At 53.5% G+C, this 17,707-nt stretch carries 17 protein-coding genes; 6 read left to right on the top strand and 11 right to left on the bottom strand.

Features of this window, described 5'->3' with window-relative positions; genetic code table 11:
• Positions 1-8 precede the first annotated feature (8 nt).
• The 8 genes from HV345_RS04890 to rppH form a co-directional block, all read right to left on the bottom strand.
• On the bottom strand, positions 9-332 hold the full coding sequence (locus tag HV345_RS04890) for a prepilin-type N-terminal cleavage/methylation domain-containing protein (protein WP_181636323.1): 324 nt from the start codon (positions 330-332) through the stop codon (positions 9-11).
• Positions 317-724 carry a DUF2509 family protein gene (locus tag HV345_RS04885; protein ID WP_016154272.1) on the bottom strand — a complete coding sequence of 136 codons (408 nt, stop codon included), beginning with the start codon at positions 722-724 and terminating at the stop codon, positions 317-319. Before HV345_RS04885 ends, HV345_RS04890 begins: the two co-directional genes overlap by 16 nt.
• A complete protein-coding gene (locus HV345_RS04880; protein ID WP_016154273.1) occupies positions 721-1,284 on the bottom strand; it encodes a prepilin peptidase-dependent protein in 564 nt (187 codons plus the stop codon). Before HV345_RS04880 ends, HV345_RS04885 begins: the two co-directional genes overlap by 4 nt.
• The gene (locus HV345_RS04875) at positions 1,275-1,754 is read right to left on the bottom strand and encodes a prepilin peptidase-dependent protein (protein WP_181636322.1); all 480 of its coding nucleotides are present in this window, start codon (positions 1,752-1,754) and stop codon (positions 1,275-1,277) included. The genes HV345_RS04880 and HV345_RS04875 overlap by 10 nt, the downstream gene beginning before the upstream one ends.
• Positions 1,755-1,937: 183 nt before the next feature.
• Positions 1,938-2,732, bottom strand: coding sequence for a thymidylate synthase (gene thyA, locus HV345_RS04870; protein ID WP_103928555.1), 795 nt, complete (start codon positions 2,730-2,732; stop codon positions 1,938-1,940).
• A gap of 6 nt (positions 2,733-2,738) precedes the next feature.
• Positions 2,739-3,614: a prolipoprotein diacylglyceryl transferase gene (lgt, locus tag HV345_RS04865; protein ID WP_003825606.1), complete on the bottom strand. Its 876-nt coding sequence runs from the start codon at positions 3,612-3,614 to the stop codon at positions 2,739-2,741.
• A gap of 164 nt (positions 3,615-3,778) precedes the next feature.
• Positions 3,779-6,025 (bottom strand): phosphoenolpyruvate--protein phosphotransferase, encoded by a 2,247-nt coding sequence (gene ptsP, locus HV345_RS04860; RefSeq protein WP_181636321.1) that lies wholly within the window; start codon positions 6,023-6,025, stop codon positions 3,779-3,781.
• A gap of 12 nt (positions 6,026-6,037) precedes the next feature.
• Positions 6,038-6,568 (bottom strand): RNA pyrophosphohydrolase, encoded by a 531-nt coding sequence (rppH, locus tag HV345_RS04855; protein ID WP_003825602.1) that lies wholly within the window; start codon positions 6,566-6,568, stop codon positions 6,038-6,040.
• Between the two features lie 684 nt (positions 6,569-7,252).
• Here rppH and mutH point away from each other — a divergent pair.
• The 4 genes from mutH (at position 7,253) to HV345_RS04835 (ending at position 10,247) form a co-directional block, all read left to right on the top strand.
• On the top strand, positions 7,253-7,948 hold the full coding sequence (gene mutH / locus HV345_RS04850; protein WP_181626981.1) for a DNA mismatch repair endonuclease MutH: 696 nt from the start codon (positions 7,253-7,255) through the stop codon (positions 7,946-7,948).
• 75 nt (positions 7,949-8,023) lie between these two features.
• Positions 8,024-8,737, top strand: coding sequence for a TerC family protein (locus HV345_RS04845; protein WP_016154277.1), 714 nt, complete (start codon positions 8,024-8,026; stop codon positions 8,735-8,737).
• 144 nt (positions 8,738-8,881) lie between these two features.
• Positions 8,882-9,100, top strand: a complete 219-nt coding sequence (gene ygdR, locus HV345_RS04840) for a lipoprotein YgdR (protein WP_000758660.1) — start codon at positions 8,882-8,884, stop codon at positions 9,098-9,100.
• Between the two features lie 106 nt (positions 9,101-9,206).
• Entirely contained in the window at positions 9,207-10,247 is a 1,041-nt protein-coding gene (locus HV345_RS04835) for an NADP(H)-dependent aldo-keto reductase (protein WP_046276130.1), read from the top strand.
• Between the two features lie 100 nt (positions 10,248-10,347).
• On the opposite strand, the gene lplT is transcribed toward HV345_RS04835, so the two are convergent.
• Complete coding sequence (gene lplT / locus HV345_RS04830; RefSeq protein WP_016154279.1) at positions 10,348-11,553, bottom strand: lysophospholipid transporter LplT; 1,206 nt, start codon at positions 11,551-11,553, stop codon at positions 10,348-10,350.
• Entirely contained in the window at positions 11,546-13,705 is a 2,160-nt protein-coding gene (aas, locus tag HV345_RS04825; RefSeq protein ID WP_181636320.1) for a bifunctional acyl-ACP--phospholipid O-acyltransferase/long-chain-fatty-acid--ACP ligase, read from the bottom strand. Before aas ends, lplT begins: the two co-directional genes overlap by 8 nt.
• 597 nt (positions 13,706-14,302) lie before the next feature.
• Here aas and galR point away from each other — a divergent pair.
• Positions 14,303-15,331 (top strand): HTH-type transcriptional regulator GalR, encoded by a 1,029-nt coding sequence (galR, locus tag HV345_RS04820; RefSeq protein ID WP_016157382.1) that lies wholly within the window; start codon positions 14,303-14,305, stop codon positions 15,329-15,331.
• Positions 15,332-15,344: 13 nt separating this feature from the next.
• On the top strand, positions 15,345-16,355 hold the full coding sequence (locus HV345_RS04815; protein WP_008785715.1) for a LacI family DNA-binding transcriptional regulator: 1,011 nt from the start codon (positions 15,345-15,347) through the stop codon (positions 16,353-16,355).
• A gap of 51 nt (positions 16,356-16,406) precedes the next feature.
• Here the strand turns inward: HV345_RS04815 and lysA are convergent, their stop codons facing one another.
• Positions 16,407-17,663 carry a diaminopimelate decarboxylase gene (gene lysA / locus HV345_RS04810; RefSeq protein ID WP_016154282.1) on the bottom strand — a complete coding sequence of 419 codons (1,257 nt, stop codon included), beginning with the start codon at positions 17,661-17,663 and terminating at the stop codon, positions 16,407-16,409.
• Positions 17,664-17,707 lie beyond the last annotated feature (44 nt).

Raw genomic sequence — 17,707 nt, 5'->3', positions numbered from 1 at the left:
ACTCCTGACTACTGACGATTCGGGCAATGCAGACGCGTCATCTGACCTTGCCTGCCCAAGGGTGAAGAAATTTTAACGTTGATGCTGACACATCCCGCGCTCGTTGTCTGCATTCGGTTAACCTGCCAGTTCAAAGGCGATGAAAACTGATACATCTGGGTTTGCTGCCAGGCGTGACGCCAGAGTTGCTGATACTGGTTTCTGATGATAAAGCTGTTCATCAGCGCCCGCTGGTATCCTGACAGCGCGGTCACAATCATGATCATCAGCACCATTGCCAGCATCACTTCCGGCAGGCTAAAGCCACGCTGTCTGTTCAGGGGATCTGACATAGCGCCTGCTCCTTTAGCGGACAAAAATCGCTCCAGCCATGCACCGAATATTCGATATTGTCATCAATAATCGCCCCCTGCCGCCATAACGATACCCCTTCATAATGGACTATTAGCAGCACGAAATTATTAGTAAGCAGTCGCAGGCAAACCGCGGCATCCTGCGTGGTATAACGCCGACACTGTACGGCGAGTTGTAAGCGCCAGGGCTGCATACGCCCCCATTCCATCGCGGATTGCACCACCGCCTGGCGCTGCAGAGCCTGACTTTGCGTGACCACTCGCGAAGCAAAACGGGACTCCTGCCTGCTAACGCCTTGCAGCAGAAGGCTACCGAGCACCAGTAGCAACAAGACCATCGCTAAAGATGAAACGCCCCGCTCACGGTTCACAGGTTGAATCCTGTCACGCTGTAGACTGCTTCAATAACCTTTTGTGGTTCGGCATTGTTCACTCCGCGCAAACGCAGCGTAAGGAGCGGGGAATATCCGCTGATATTCAGACGTTCGACCTGAAATGCCTCAATCTGTATCGTGGCTGGATCGGTCATTTTCTCCCACCCTTTTCCATTGCAGTCCGTTACTCCCCGCAGGGTCTCCAGTACCTTGTCCTGTAAACGAAATCCAATCGTATCGGCCTCTTTCGCGGGACTGCTCTCCCAAATGCCGTTGCTATTGGCATCCCAGCGCGCAATGACACAGTCGCCCTTAGCCGATATCTCCAGCCCTTCTCCGACACAGTTTCCGCGGCAGTACCCTGCCCGCTGAAGATGCTTCGCCACGGTGTATACCCGCTGCCATATTTCATCTTCAAGCGCTAACTGGCGCGTGTTGCGCAGGATCTCTCGCTGCAGCGCGGGTAAAAATCGCGCTGAGCTAAGCAATAAAACGCTGCTAATCGCCATAGCAATCAGCACCTCAAGGAGTGAAAAGCCCCGTTCATTTACGGACATAACCTGGCCTCATCTTTCTCGCAAAGCCTGATTCGCCCCCAGCCTGACACCACCACGCGCCATTCCCCTGTCGTATTTTTCAGGCGAATATGTCCAGCCCATGCCGTATTGCGCAGACCAAAAAAGGCCAGTGAAGGCGTTATCTCTGCCATTTCGACATCGTCCCAGGGCGGTGTAAAAACCAAGGGCGAAACGGGTAGACACGTGGTTTGCACAGCAGCAGAGCTGACAAAACACCAGGATGTGCCATCCCGAATCACGCTGATGACGTGATCGCGGTTACGCCAGTTAGCATCTTCACGCAGTTGCAGCAGGTAATCTCGCACCTGAATGGCGGTTTGCCATAGCCGCTGTTGCTGCTGCCAGCGCTGCCAGCGCTGCCAACCATACAGCCCCGAGGCGCCAAGCGCCGCGACGATCAGCATCGCAATCAGGGTTTCGAGAAGCGTGTAGCCGTGTTGTTTTTTCATGTTGCCAGTATGGCGTGAGGAAAATGAATAACGAGCGGGAAATTCGGTTTCTACGGCGAGCTACGAGGAATATTTGTCGCGTTGCAGGTCGTTGCAATATTTCAGGAACCCACGCCGAAGAACGCGATTTGAGACAAAAAAAACCGACGCACACGGGCGTCGGTTGTGACAGCATGAAGCCGATTAGATAGCCACTGGCGCTTTAATACCAGGATGCGGATCGTAGCCTTCAATTTCGAAATCTTCGAAGCGATAGTCAAAGATAGATTTAGGCTTACGTTTGATGACCAGCTTCGGCAGCGCGCGCGGTTCGCGGCTAAGCTGCAGATGCGTTTGATCCATATGGTTGCTGTACAGGTGCGTGTCGCCACCGGTCCAGACAAAATCACCCACTTCCAGATCGCACTGCTGCGCCATCATGTGTACCAGCAAGGCGTAGCTGGCAATGTTAAACGGCAAACCGAGGAACACATCGCACGAACGCTGATACAGCTGGCAGGAGAGCTTGCCATCCGCCACGTAAAACTGGAAGAACGCGTGGCACGGCGCTAGCGCCATTTTATCCAGCTCACCGACGTTCCATGCAGAAACGATAATTCGGCGAGAGTCCGGGTCATTTTTGAGCTGGTTTAACACCGTGGTGATCTGGTCAATATGGCGACCGTCTGGCGTAGGCCACGCACGCCACTGTTTGCCATAAACCGGGCCCAGATTACCGTTTTCATCCGCCCATTCGTCCCAGATTGAGACGTTGTTTTCATGCAGGTAGGCAACGTTGGTGTCGCCCTGCAAAAACCACAGCAGTTCATGAATGATCGAGCGTAAATGGCAGCGTTTAGTCGTAACCAGCGGGAACCCTTCCTGCAGATTAAAACGCATCTGATGACCAAAAATGGAAAGCGTTCCGGTTCCGGTACGGTCGTTTTTCTGTGTGCCTTCATCCAGCACTTTTTGCATCAGTTCTAAATACTGTTTCATGGTTCCTCAGGAAACGTGTTGCTGTGGGCTGCGGCGGTACGCCCAAACCATCATAATAATGCCTGCGACAATCATCGGGATTGAGAGGATCTGTCCCATGCTGATGTACTGTACCCAGGTGCCGGTAAACTGCGCATCCGGCTGGCGGAAGAATTCAACGATAATACGAAACGCGCCATAACCAATCAGGAACAGACCGGATACCGAACCCATCGGGCGCGGTTTACGAATGTACAGATTAAGAATGATAAACAGCACAACGCCTTCCAGCGCCATCTCATAAAGCTGTGAGGCATGGCGCGGCAGCGAGCCGTAGGTATCAAAAATAGACTGCCATTGCGGGTTAGTTTGCAGCAGTAAAATGTCTTCGGTACGGGAGCCCGGGAACAGCATGGCGTACTTGAAATTCGGATCAACGCGTCCCCACAGCTCACCGTTGATAAAGTTGCCCAAACGCCCTGCCCCCAGACCAAACGGAATCAGCGGAGCAATGAAATCAGAAACCTGGAAGAACGAACGCTTGGTGCGTTTGGCGAAGATAATCATCACCAGGATCACACCAATAAGCCCACCGTGGAAGGACATCCCGCCGTCCCAAACGCGGAACAGATACAGCGGGTTATCGAGGAATAACGGGAAGTTATAGAACAGTACGTAACCAATACGCCCTCCAAGGAAAACCCCGAGGAAGCCCGCATACAGTAGATTTTCTACTTCATTTTTGGTCCAGCCACTGCCCGGACGATTAGCACGGCGCGTCGCCAGCCACATCGCAAAAATAAACCCCACCAAATACATTAAGCCGTACCAGTGAAGCGCGACGGGTCCGATTGAGAAAATGACCGGATCGAAATCCGGAAAATGCAGATAGCTACTGGTCATCTGTCACCACAAGTTCTTGTTATTTCGCTGAAGTCAGACAGCAATTGATAAGCGCGCCTGCATAATGCAGGCGCTCCAAAGGTGCGAATGATAGCACATGGGGATCGCAGCGGATGCCGATTACAGTTAAAAGATATGTATACCTACTGTTACCAGCCCCCGATTCACAATCCCCCGCGAATCAGTCCCCCCATGCCACGGCGTTCCATAAAAGCCGCCACCTGATGGCGTACTTCTGTCGCCATCTGTGCTTCCAGGCTGCGTTGCGCCAGCGTTTGCGCCTCATCAAAATCGATATGGCGCAGCAGATATTTAACGCGAGCCACGGAACGACCGTTCATCGACAAATGGCGAAAACCCAGGCCGATCAGAATGGCCACGCACATCGGGTCGCCCGCCATTTCACCGCACAATCGCAAATCGATACCGCTTCTTTCGGCTTCCTGCGCAATCATCGCCAGCACACGTAACATACCCGGATGCAGGCTGTCATAAATGCTGGCCACCCGCGTATTGTTACGATCAACAGCCAGAATGTACTGGGTGAGATCGTTGGTTCCGACCGAGATAAAGTCTATCCGGTTTATCAGATGCGGCAGCATAAACACCATCGACGGAACTTCCAGCATGATGCCAATGCGCGGTTTTGGGATCGCGTAGCCGATCATATCTTCCACTTCGCGTCCGGCGCGTTCAATCAAACGTCGCGCTTCGTCCACTTCATCAATGCTGGTGACCATCGGCAGCAAAATGCTCAGGTTGCCGGTTGCCGCGTTGGCACGCAGCATGGCCCGAACCTGGATCAAAAAGATCTCCGGCTGATCGAGCGTTATGCGAATGCCACGCCAGCCAAGGCACGGGTTCTCTTCACTGATCGGCATGTAGGGCAGTTGTTTATCGGCACCGACATCCAGCGTACGCAGGGTCACCGGCTTGTCGTTAAACATTTGCAGCATGCCCTGATACTGCGCAACCTGTTCTTCTTCCGAAGGAAAACCGCTTTGCAGCATGAACGGGATTTCGGTGCGATACAGGCCAATGCCGTCGATCCGGCTCCCCAGCTTCTCTTCATGCTCCGGGCTGAGGCCCGCATTGAGCATCACCTTCACACGCTCGCCGCTTTTCAACTGCGCTGGCTGGTTGACGTCATCTTCCGCTAGGCGGCTCAGCTCAATTTCTTCACTGATAAGACGTTGGTATTCCTGGATCAATACCGGTTCTGGATCGACCAGCAGTTCACCGCGATAACCGTCCACTACCAGCGTACGGCGGTGTAACACCGATGGCTGGATATCGGCCCCCATGACGGTAGGGATACCCAGCGCACGAACCATAATAGCCGCATGAGAGTTGGCCGCGCCGTCCCGGACAACCACACCGACTAAGCGGTCCTGAGGAAGTTCCGCCAGCGTGGTGGCGGAAAGCTCATCCGCCACCAGCACAAAACGTTCCGGCCAGGTATTCGGCCCCTGGATCGAGTCGTCAAGATGGAACAGTAGACGCTGGCCCAGCGCGCGTAAATCTCCGGCCCGCTCTTTGAGGTAGTTATCACTCAGCGCGGCAAACTGTTCGGCAAACTTTTCAATGATCGTTTTAACGGCCCACTCGGCCACCGAACCGTTATCCACTTCCGCAAACAGCTCACGGCGCAGACGAGTATCGGAAAGCAAGTGTGAGTAGAGATCAAAAATCGCCGCCGTTTCTTTTTGCGCCCCAGCGGTAAAGCGTTTGCTGTAGCGGCGGAATTCATTCGCCGCCTCTTCCAGCGCACCGGTGAGTCGCTCGCGCTCAAGCACCGGATCCAGCGTTGAAGCCTGATAGACCTGCTCCATCAGCGGCAGCGTCGCATCCTGCCAGCCTTCGGCTATTGCCACACCAGGGGCGGCGGGCAATGCGCGGATGCGCGTTTGCCGGTATTGGCCGAACAGCGCGTTAAGCTGCGACTGCGAAAGAATCGCCGCCATTTGCGTGGCGAGCGTGACGAGGAAAGACTCTTCACTTTCATCGTACTGGCGCAATTCGCGCTGCTGGACCACCAGCACACCTAACAGCTGACGGCGCTGAATAATCGGTACGCCTAAGAACGCACGAAAGCGCTCTTCTTTTACCGAAGGGATGTATTTAAAGCTGGGATGTTTTTGCGCATCGGCGAGGTTGATAGGTTCCGCCAGCCTGCCAACCAGGCCAACGATACCTTCATCAAAGGCGAGTGCGACAGTACGACCACGCGGTTTCTTCAGTCCCCGGGTCGCCATGAGGTAATAACAACGTCGATCGTGATCGGCCAAATAAACCGAACAGACCTCTGTATCCATCGCAAGACAGATGTCGGTAACCAGAATATTCAGCGCTTCATTCAGACGCGGAGCACTGGCCACCTTTTCGACTATTTCGCGCAGGCGGGTGAGCATAATTTGCGTAGCTTAACCTCTTTTACGTCTGTACGCAGGTGCGCTTTGCGGCTTAGGAGTGCTCTCCTGAAGCGCCATGACAACACTTGCGAATTCTTTCATCACCCTGCGATAGACATCGCGTTTAAATGACACCACCTGTCGAACCGGATACCAGTAACTCACCCAGCGCCAGCCGTCGAACTCAGGTGTACTGCTGGTTTGCATATTGATTTCAGCATCGCTGCTGACCAATTGCAGAAGAAACCATTTTTGTTTCTGGCCGATACAAACCGGCTTCGTGTCCCAACGCACCAAACGTTTCGGTAACTTGTAACGCAACCAGTTACGAGTAGAAGCAAGGATCCGTACATCTTTACGACTGAGACCCACTTCTTCAAAGAGTTCCCGGTACATCGCCTGCTCTGCTGTCTCTCCTGCATTTATCCCACCTTGCGGGAATTGCCAGGAGTGCTGACCAAATCGCCGGGCCCACATGACCTGCCCCTGGCGGTTACAAATTACTATCCCTACATTCGGGCGGTAGCCATCGTCATCAATCACCGGACTACCTCAATATAAACCTTATATACAAACGATTGTTTCACACTCCAGAGAGGCGGTAAACCACTCTGTTAAGGGCGCGATACTCTAATAACAATTGAATAACTCACAGCTAAGGGCGGAGTTATAAACAGAAGAAGGGCAAGCAAGGCGATTTTATTCACCTTTTCTGTGGATATAGTTGTGAAGAAGTACGGAATTACTATGGGAAAACCCAGAACAGTCCGAATAAGACATTCGTCACATATCAAAAATAGTCTTCTATATTCATAAAGTTAAAACCGTTCAGCGCAAATAAACCCATAGAAACGTGACGTATATCACGCACACGATCTTCAGGCTGATGAAAGATCGACCAGCGTTGGTTTTATCCACAGATTATGCCAATAAGTTAGGCACAATTTGTGTGAAAATTCGATTTTCGTCGCACGTCAAGGCTGTAAATTGAAACAGTAGTGGGGGTTTTTCACAGTTATCCCATCTTTCTGTGGATAACATGGTGTAAGATCCTGTTCATTGTCAGTGACCAGAATTGGAAAACCCGCTTCGCTGTTGCGCAACTCTGCGTATGTGAATCTAAAAACCAATATAAATCATAGAATTGAATAAAGCATGTGGAAAAAGATAAACTCTGTCCACACGGTATAAAATCTTTGCTCATTTTTTCACCTAAGGGTTAACCCGATGTCAGAACTCCATCCGCTGCTTTCTCCCCCTGAATCTGAAGCCCAGTTGTTGAGTCAGGCACGGCAGCTTTCGGGCTACGCGCTGGGAGAGTTGGCGGCAATGGCGGGACTCGTCGCACCCAAGGATCTCAAGCGCGATAAAGGCTGGATTGGCGTACTACTGGAAATCTGGCTTGGCGCCAGTGCGGGCAGCAAACCGGAACAGGATTTTGCGGCGCTGGGCGTGGAGCTGAAAACAATCCCAGTGGATAGCCTTGGCAGACCGCTGGAAACCACCTTTGTGTGCGTGGCACCGTTAACCGGCAATACCGGCGTTACCTGGGAAACCAGCCATGTGCGGCACAAACTTAAACGCGTTCTGTGGATCCCGGTAGAAGGCGAACGCAGCATCCCGCTGGCTGAGCGCCGCGTCGGTTCTCCCCTGCTGTGGAGCCCGAATGAAGAAGAAGACCGGCAATTGCGTCTGGACTGGGAAGAGTTGATGGATATGATTGTGTTAGGCCACGTCGAACGCATCACTGCCCGCCATGGGGAAGTGCTACAGCTGCGTCCTAAAGCCGCCAACGCCCGAGCGCTTACCGAGGCCATTGGCGCCCATGGCGAACCCATCCTGACCCTACCACGCGGTTTTTACTTGAAAAAGAACTTCACGCGCGCATTGCTTGAGCGACATTTCTTGTTCCAGGCGCAATAGGCACCGTCCGGTCTTTCACCCGCCGCGTTACGGGCCTATAATTACCGCTTCTTTTTTTTGGCAGGACTTTGTTCGATGTTATTTGCATGGATAACCGATCCTAACGCCTGGCTTGCGCTCGGTACGCTGACGCTGCTGGAGATCGTTCTTGGGATCGACAATATTATTTTCCTCTCTCTGGTTGTAGCCAAACTCCCGACAGCGCAACGCAATCATGCCCGACGTATTGGGCTTGCGGCGGCGATGATCATGCGTCTGGCACTACTGGCCTCTATCGCCTGGGTAACGCGTCTGACAAACCCGCTATTCGAAGTGTTTGGCGAGGCAATATCAGCGCGCGACCTGATCCTTCTACTGGGGGGATTGTTCCTGATCTGGAAAGCCAGTAAGGAGATCCACGAATCCATTGAAGGTGAGGAAGAGGGGCTGAAAACCCGCGTTTCCTCTTTTCTGGGCGCGATTGTGCAGATCATGTTGTTAGACATTATCTTCAGCCTGGATTCCGTGATTACTGCGGTAGGCTTGTCCGATCATCTGTTTATCATGATGGCGGCAGTGGTGATTGCCGTGGGTGTGATGATGTTTGCTGCACGCCCGATTGGCGATTTTGTCGACCGCCATCCTTCGGTAAAAATGCTGGCGCTCTCGTTCCTGATTCTGGTCGGTTTCACGCTAATTCTGGAAAGTTTCGACGTCCACGTTCCGAAAGGATATATCTATTTCGCCATGTTCTTCTCTATTGCGGTAGAGACCCTGAACCTGTGGCGTAATAAAAAAAATCCGCTCTGATGAAATCCATCGCTCCCCGCACGGGGAGCGAATGCGCGCCACACCTACCTCTTCTCACAGTTTAAGATTTTACTGCTTTCGCCATGCACAACTTCGCGTTATTACTAAACTATTGTCAGATGCAGGCCATGTGAGGATAAGCAGATGAAAAAATGGGCAGTTTTGATTTCCGCCGTAGGACTGGCTTTTGCCGTTTCCGGATGCAGCAGTGATTATGTAATGGCGACAAAAGATGGTCGAATGATCCTGACCGATGGAAAACCAGAAATTGACGATGATACCGGTCTGGTGAGCTATCACGACCAGCAAGGCAATGCGATGCAGATTAATCGCGATGATGTGTCTCAAATCATTGAACGCTGATGGTTGAGGTCAGCAGCGCGCTGGCCTTAACAATTTTACTTCCCTTTTTCTCTTCCCTCAGCCATTTTTATAATCCTTATGTCGTGATTATAAAAAGGAAACGGCTATGCAATATCACCGTATACCCCACAGCTCGCTTGAAGTCAGTACACTGGGGCTGGGCACAATGACGTTTGGTGAACAAAACAGCGAAGCCGACGCACATGCACAGCTCGATTATGCCGTAGAACAAGGCATAAATTTGATCGACGTTGCCGAGATGTATCCGGTACCGCCGCGTCCTGAAACCCAGGGTCTCACCGAAACCTACGTAGGTAACTGGCTCGCCAAACACGGCAGCCGTGAAAAGCTAATCGTTGCTTCTAAGGTGAGTGGACCTTCACGTAACAACGACAGCGGTATTCGACCGAATCAGGCGCTGGACCGTAAAAATATCCGTGAAGCGCTGCACGACAGCCTGAAAAGACTGCAAACCGATTACCTGGATCTGTATCAGGTTCACTGGCCGCAGCGCCCGACCAACTGCTTTGGTAAGTTAGGCTACAGCTGGACGGACTCTGCGCCAGTCGTTTCGCTGCTGGATACGCTGGACGCGCTGGCAGAGTTTCAGCGCGCGGGGAAAATTCGCTACATCGGCGTGTCCAATGAAACCGCGTTTGGCGTGATGCGCTACCTGCACCTGGCAGACAAACACGATCTGCCGCGCATCGCCACCATTCAGAACCCCTACAGCCTGCTGAATCGCAGCTATGAGGTTGGACTGGCGGAAGTGAGCCAGTATGAAGGCGTTGAACTGCTGGCCTACTCTTGCCTTGGCTTCGGTACATTAACCGGTAAATACCTGAACGGCGCGAAGCCAGCCGGTGCACGCAATACGCTGTTTAGCCGTTTCACACGTTACAGCGGCGAGCAAACGCAAAAAGCCGTTGCAGCCTATGTGGATATCGCGAAACGCCATAATCTGGATCCTGCGCAAATGGCGTTGGCATTCGTGCGTCGTCAGCCGTTTGTCGCCAGCACCCTGCTGGGAGCCACGACGATGGAGCAGCTAAAAACCAACGTTGAAAGCCTGCATCTGGAGTTGAGCGAAGAAGTACTGGCAGAGATTGAAGCGGTGCATCAGGTATATACCTATCCTGCACCGTGACGGTTAGTGCCTGATGGCGCTACGCTTATCAGACCTACAAATTGCTGCTCTCTGTAGGCCAGATAAGGCGACGCTGCCATCCGGCACATTCATTGTTCATTCATCTCGTACCAGGCTGGCGGCGCTGCCAAATCCACAGCGCCGCAATCGCCAGCGCAAACAGCGCACCGAATCCAATACCAATCGCTACCGCCGGGATCCCCACCAGCACTGCCAGTGAGTAAATCCCAAGCATCAGCAGCATCGCGCTGTTTTCGCCCAGGTTTTGCACCGCGATCGCATTACCCGCACCAACGCTTTTCTTGCCCCGCTCCTGCAGCAACGCATTCAGCGGTACCACAAAGAAGCCACCTGACACGCCGATAAGCATCAGCAACGCGTAAGCCGGAAGCAGCGCATGCTGAAGTGAGAAAATCAGCACCACGACGCCAATCAGGATCCCCGCTGGCATACAGCGCGACACGGTTTCCAGCGTCACCAGCTTCGCTGCCGCCCCCGCGCCTACGACAATCCCAATCGCTACCATAGCATTGAGGTAGGTCGGCGTAGCGTTATCGGTGATGCCGAGCGCCACCGGAACCCACAGCACCAGCAGAAAACGCAGCGTGACGCCCGCGCCCCAAAAAAGGCTGGTTCCGACCAACGAAAAACGTGTTTCACCGTTGCGCCACAGCGAAGAAGCGGCGCAGAAGAAACTGCGCGTCATTTTCCCCAGATGCCAGGATTGGCCAGGACGAGCCGCGGCCAGTTTCGGGATGTACAGGTTAGCCACCACGGCGCCAGCATAGGCCAGCGCACAGGCAGAAAGCGCGGCAATCACATGCCAGTCGGCCAGAACGCCACCAGCGACAGAACCGAGCAAAATCGCGGCGATAGTGGAGGCTTCCATCAGGCCGTTGGCTTTCACCAGTTTGTCACCGGTGGTCAATTCACCGAGAATGCCATACTTGGCCGGTGAGTACGCGGCCGCGCCAATCCCCACCAGCGTATACCCGAGAAACGGATTAATGCCGAAGCAAATACTCGCCGCGCCCAGCAGTTTCAGGGCGTTCGCGAACATCATCACTCTGCCTTTGGCAAAGCTATCCGCCACCTGTCCAACAAATGGCGCAAACAGGATGTAAGCGCCCACAAACACCATTTGCAGGATTGGCTGGCTCCAGTCCGGATAAAATTGTTCCTTCAGCAGCGCCAGCGTGGCGAACAGCAGTGCGTTATCGCCAAACGCCGACAGAAACTGCGCGGCGATGACGGACATCATCCCTTTGGACCAGATTGAAGTGTTAGTGTGCGCTGACTCAATCATGTTGTTTTTCCGGCTCATCGACCCAGCTTTTCAGCGTAACAAAATCCGGCTTACCGCTGCCGAGTAATGGGAGTTGCTTCAGGTGGCGAATATCACGCGGTACGGCAAGTTCAGGCACGCCATGCGCTCGCGCATACTGCTGTAGTTTTTCACGTGTGAGTTCGCTGTCGGTAGTGAACAGCACCAGCGCCTCACCTTTGCTGGCATCGCTCTTGATCGCCGTGGCGTGCATTTTGTCTGCAGATACCGCCAATGCCAGTTGCTCAACCATTTCCAGCGAGACCATCTCTCCGGCAATTTTAGCAAAACGCTTGGCGCGCCCCAGGATCTGTACAAAGCCGTTTTCATCAAAGCGGACGATGTCTCCGGTGTCATACCAGCCGCGCTCAATCTCACCCTGCGCATTTTCTGCCGTCGGCACTTCCAGCACGCCAGGTTTTTCGACGCGCAAATAGCCGCTCATAATATTCGGGCCTTTCAGTTGCAAACGCCCACCATCCTCAATACCCGGAACAGCCAGCAGTCGGGCATCCATGCCAGGCAAGATGCGCCCTACCGTTCCTGATTTTGCCGCCATCGGCACATTGATCGACACAACCGGCGCACATTCCGTCACGCCATAGCCTTCAAGGACGCGCAGGCCAAATTTCTCCTGCCATAGCTGTTTTGTGCTGTCTTGCAGTTTTTCCGCGCCTGCCACCACATAGCGCAGGCGGTGGAAATCGTACGGATGCGCGAAACGCGCATAGTTGCCGAGGAACGTTGAAGTACCAAACAACACGGTGCAGTTCCGGTCGTATACCAGCTCCGGCACAATGCGGTAATGAAGCGGGCTGGGATAAAGAAACACTTCCGCACCGGTCAGTAGCGGCGTGAATAATCCCACCGTCAGGCCAAAGGAGTGGAACAGCGGCAGTGCCGACATAAAGCGGTCATCGGCGGTGAAATCGGCAATTGTTTTAATCTGCTCAACGTTCGCCAGAATACTCTTGTGGCTGTGGACCACGCCTTTCGGATGGCCTTCCGAACCAGACGTAAAGAGGATCACCGCAGCCTCTTCCGGCTGCTGTTTCACCTGCGCCAGATGCGGTGCCAGCAGATGTGAGAAAATCCACAGCTTATCGCTCAACGTCACATCGGCTTTTAAATCTTCCAGATAAACCCAGCGTACCTGGGTGAGCTGTTCCGGTAGATGCCAGAGTTTGCCTTTATCGAGAAACTGTCGGGAAGTGAAGATCGTTTTGATTTCAGACGCAGTAATGGCGCTGGTTAACCCTTTCACGCCCGCCGTGTAGTTCATCATGGCCGGAATGCGTCGACGCGCAATGGCACCAAAAATTACCGCCGCGCTGATCCCCGCATTTGGCAGCATCAGGCCGATTTTTTCACCTTCGGCGCTGTATTTTTCCAGAATACGGGCCACAAAGAGCGTCTTAGTCAGCAGTTTGCGGTAGCTGTCCGGCGTAAAGTTAACATCTTCAATGCAGTTTTTGCCCGCGCCAAAACGGTATTTTGCCGCCAGCAGCGACTCGTATAGCGTTTCACGCGGGCGTACAGCCATGCGTGCTTCCATCATAATTTGATGCAGCATTTCACCGGCGATTTTGCGGCGATCGCGAGCTCGCGGGGCTTCCGGCATTGGCATTTGAGTCGGCGGTAGAATGTGCAGTTGGATACGCGGGAAGAATCGCTGTTTAACCAGACCTTTCAGGCGGCTGAAGTGGGAAAGCTCTGCTCCCTCAATGCGGACAGGAACGACCGTCGCTCCCGACTTCGCGGCGACAAACCCGGCACCGTCATATATTTTCATCAACGAACCGGTGGTCGAAATGCGTCCTTCGGGAAAAATCACCACCGGACGGCCCTGCTCGACCAGACGGACCAGATGCTTAATCGACATCGGTTTGGTTGGGTCTAACGGCACAAAGTCAATCAGCGGGGTTAGCCAGCGCATATACCATTGCTGGCTGATCGAGGTGTAAACGGCGAAGACGGGACGAATCGGTAAAAATAGCGCCAGTAGGATGCCGTCTATAAATGAGACATGGTTGGGAGTGATTAGAACGCGTTCTCCCTGTAGCGCGCTGACATTGCCCGTGACGCGAACGCGGAAAAGCACGCGAAACAGATTACGAAAAAAGCCAAATAGCATCTCAACTCCCTGTGCCATTAATTATAGAAACATTAATGGTGGGAGAGTATACGAGTTGGGGAATGGGCGCGACAGGTAAACAGGTAAATACAGTCCGAAAAAAAACCTGCGCATCCGCGCAGGTCGGTGCAAGAGACAGGTACGAAGTGCGTACCGAATAATCTCACCAATCAATACCTCTGGGATCTTGATTGTGGTCGTCAGCAGCCAGATACGCCAGTACGAAAACGCAAAGGAATGAACCCAAATGCAACGAGTTGTGTAAATTATCGGTTACTGTTACAGATAGGCTGAAGGCAAAAAAAACCTGCGCATCTGCGCAGGCTGGTGTAATTCTAGTGATCAACCCGAAAGTTGATTTCACCTATCAATACCTCTGGGATCCCAACTTTAGCAATCCGCTCAGTTCTCCCACCAGCGAACAATCGCAACAGCACATCGCAAAGTGTAAGCAAAAATTAGCATTTTCTATTTTCTGTCTTACTTCGCTCGCGCGCGCTCACATTTGCGAGGTCCTGACGGGCAATCTGCTTGAACAGCCAGCCATTTTCCGTAACACTGACGGAATGTAAGCGTTTACCCACAACAGGTACTATCATGGCGACCATAAAGGATGTAGCCCGACTAGCTGGTGTATCAGTCGCCACCGTTTCTCGAGTGATCAATGATTCCCCCAAAGCCAGCGAAGCATCGCGTCTGGCCGTAACGAGTGCAATGGAATCACTCAGCTACCACCCCAATGCCAATGCGCGTGCACTGGCGCAACAATCCACTGAAACCATCGGACTGGTCGTTGGTGATGTGTCCGATCCATTCTTTGGGGCAATGGTTAAAGCTGTCGAGCAGGTGGCCTATAACACCGGGAATTTTTTGCTGATTGGCAACGGCTACCATAATGAACAGAAGGAACGTCAGGCGATTGAACAGCTCATTCGCCACCGCTGCGCGGCCCTTGTTGTCCATGCCAAAATCATCCCGGATGCGGATTTGGCTTCATTAATGAAGCAAATCCCCGGCATGGTATTGATTAACCGAATTCTGCCGGGATTCGAACAACGCTGCGTTGCCCTCGATGACCGTTTCGGCGCGTGGCTCGCTACCCGACACCTTATTCAACAGGGCCATACGCGCATTGGCTACCTGTGTTCCAATCACAGTATTTCTGATGCGGAAGATCGTCTGCAAGGCTATTACGACGCGCTGGCGGAGAGCAATATACCGGTAAGCGATCGACTGGTGACGTTCGGCGAACCGGATGAAAGCGGTGGTGAACAGGCCATGACTGAGTTACTTGGTCGTGGCAAAAACTTCACTGCGGTAGCCTGCTACAACGACTCAATGGCGGCTGGCGCCATGGGCGTATTGAATGATAACGGCATTGATGTGCCGGGAGAAATCTCGCTGATTGGCTTTGATGATGTGCTGATTTCCCGCTATGTGCGCCCACGTCTGACCACGGTACGCTATCCCATCGTGACGATGGCAACCCAGGCCGCCGAACTGGCGCTCGCGCTGGCGGAGAAGCGACCCGCACCTGAAATTACCCACGTCTTTAACCCAACTCTGGTGCGTCGCCATTCCGTTTCGGCGCTGACAGAGCCGGGGAACTCATCGTCAAACGATTAACCAGGATTGCGTCATGACTACGATGTTGGACGTTTCACGACACGCAGGCGTCTCAAAAGCGACCGTTTCGCGCGTACTAAATGGAACGGGTCAGGTAAAAGAGAGCACACGCCAGAAAGTGTTCAAGGCCATGCAGGCACTCGATTATCGGCCCAACTTTTTAGCGCGCTCTTTAGCGAATCGCACCAGCAACAGCATTGGTCTGGTGGTTTCCACATTTGATGGATTCTACTTTGGCCGCCTGCTGCAACAGGCCTCGCGCCAGACGGAGTCTCACGGCAAGCAGTTGATCGTCACCGATGGTCACGACACGCCGGAGCGTGAGCAGGAAGCCGTGCAAATGCTGGCCGACAGGCAGTGCGACGCCATTATTCTCTATACCCGCTATATGAGTGAAAAGGCGATTATGTCGCTGATGAACAGCATTGCGATGCCCTTGCTGGTCATCAACCGTGATGTCAGTCAGGCCCGCGATCGCGCGATTTTCTTTGAGCAGGAAGACGCGGCGTATCAGGCGGTCAATTATCTGATCTCACAGGGGCACAGCGATATTGCTTGTATCACCGTGCCAGGCCATACGCCAACCGGTAAATCCCGCCTGATGGGGTATCGTAAGGCTCTGGAAAAAAACGGTATTCCCTGGGATCCTGATAAGGTTAAATACGGCGACTCCACGATGACGCGAGGCTATGAAGCCTGTCGAGAACTGCTGGAGGAAGGGGTGAAATTCAGCGCCCTGTTCGCCTGTAACGATGACATGGCATTAGGTGCATCAAAAGCGTTACATCAGGCCGGACTGAGGATCCCGACGGACGTCTCGCTGTTTGGTTTTGATGATGCGCCCAGCGCCAAATGGCTGGAACCGGGGTTATCTACCGTTTATCTGCCGATTGATACCATGATAACCACGGCAATCGACCAGGCTATACGTCTGGCCAACGGTGAGAGCGTGGAGCCGATCCCTCCGTTTACCGGCAAACTGGTATTACGTGACTCAGTAACGCTCGGACCGTACTTTAAGTAATATGAAAAAGAGCCGGATGGCGACGCAAGCACCTTATCCGGCCAGCTTTACTCAGATTAATTCCAGCGCTAACAGCTCATCAATGGTCTGGCGACGACGAATCAGTCGCGCCACGCCGTTATCAAACAAGACCTCCGGTAGCAGCGGGCGGCTATTGTAGTTTGACGACATTGACGCTCCGTACGCCCCGGTATCATGCAAAACCAGATAATCACCCGGCACCACCGCAGGCAACAGACGGGTTTCCACATTTCCGCCTTCCTGCTGGGTAAACACGTCGCCTGATTCGCACAGCGGTCCGGCCACCACGGTCTCTCGTTGAGGAGTTTGTTGCAGAGAACGACCATCTCCCGCCAGCGCGGAGATATGGTGATAGCTACCGTACATGGCCGGGCGCATCAGATCGTTGAAGCCCGCATCGATCAGCACAAAGTGACGGCTGCCCATCTCTTTTACGCTGCGCACCTGCGCCACTAACACACCAGCTTCCGCGACCAGGAAACGCCCTGGTTCGATCTCCAGTTTGACGGCATGACCCAGATGACGCGCAATACTATCGCGCGCGGCGTTCCACAATCCAAAATAGTGATCGGTGTCGATCGCCTCCTCACCTTCGCGATACGGGATTGATAAACCGCCGCCTGCGGAGATCGCCTCCAGATCCTGACCAAATTCCACCACCTGACGCACCATCGCGCCGCACACCTGCTCCAGATGCGCGTAGTCCACGCCAGAGCCGATATGCATATGAATACCTACCAGCTTCAGCTTATAGCGCTGAATTACCTCCAGCGCCGCCGGAAGATCGCTGTACCAGATGCCGTGCTTGCTGTTCTCTCCCCCGGTATTGGTTTTCTGACTGTGTCCATGCCCAAAGCCAGGGTTTACGCGGAGCCAGACGCGATGGCCCGGCGAGAGCTGGCCCAGTTGTTCCAGCATATCGACCGACCCGGCATTTACCGGAATGCTCAATTCATGCACCCGGGCGAGCGTCGCTTCATCAATCATATCGGCGGTAAAGACAATCTCATCTTTGCCAGGTACAAAACCTGCCGCCAGCGCGCGTTCAATTTCGCCAAGCGAGACGGAATCGACCTTCACGCCCTGCTCGCGCATCAGGCGCAAAATATGAATATTCGAACATGCCTTCTGGGCAAAACGCACCACGTCAAACTGACTCAGTTTGGCAATCTGCGCGCGAATAATCTGCGCATCATAGACCCACACCGGGCAGCCGAATTCGGCAGGCAGGCGCAACAGGTTGTCGGCGGTCAGGTCAGTGTCTGTGTTGTTGAGTGGGCGTGGCATGGTGTGCTCCGGTATTGGCTTTTTTATGATTACGCCACAGCCCA

The organism is Citrobacter sp. RHBSTW-00986, assembly GCF_013783065.1.
In the GTDB taxonomy this organism is placed as follows: Bacteria; Pseudomonadota; Gammaproteobacteria; order Enterobacterales; family Enterobacteriaceae; genus Citrobacter; species Citrobacter braakii.
The sequence above is the reverse complement of the archived record's forward strand: the minus strand, read 5'-3'. Positions and strand labels throughout refer to the sequence as shown.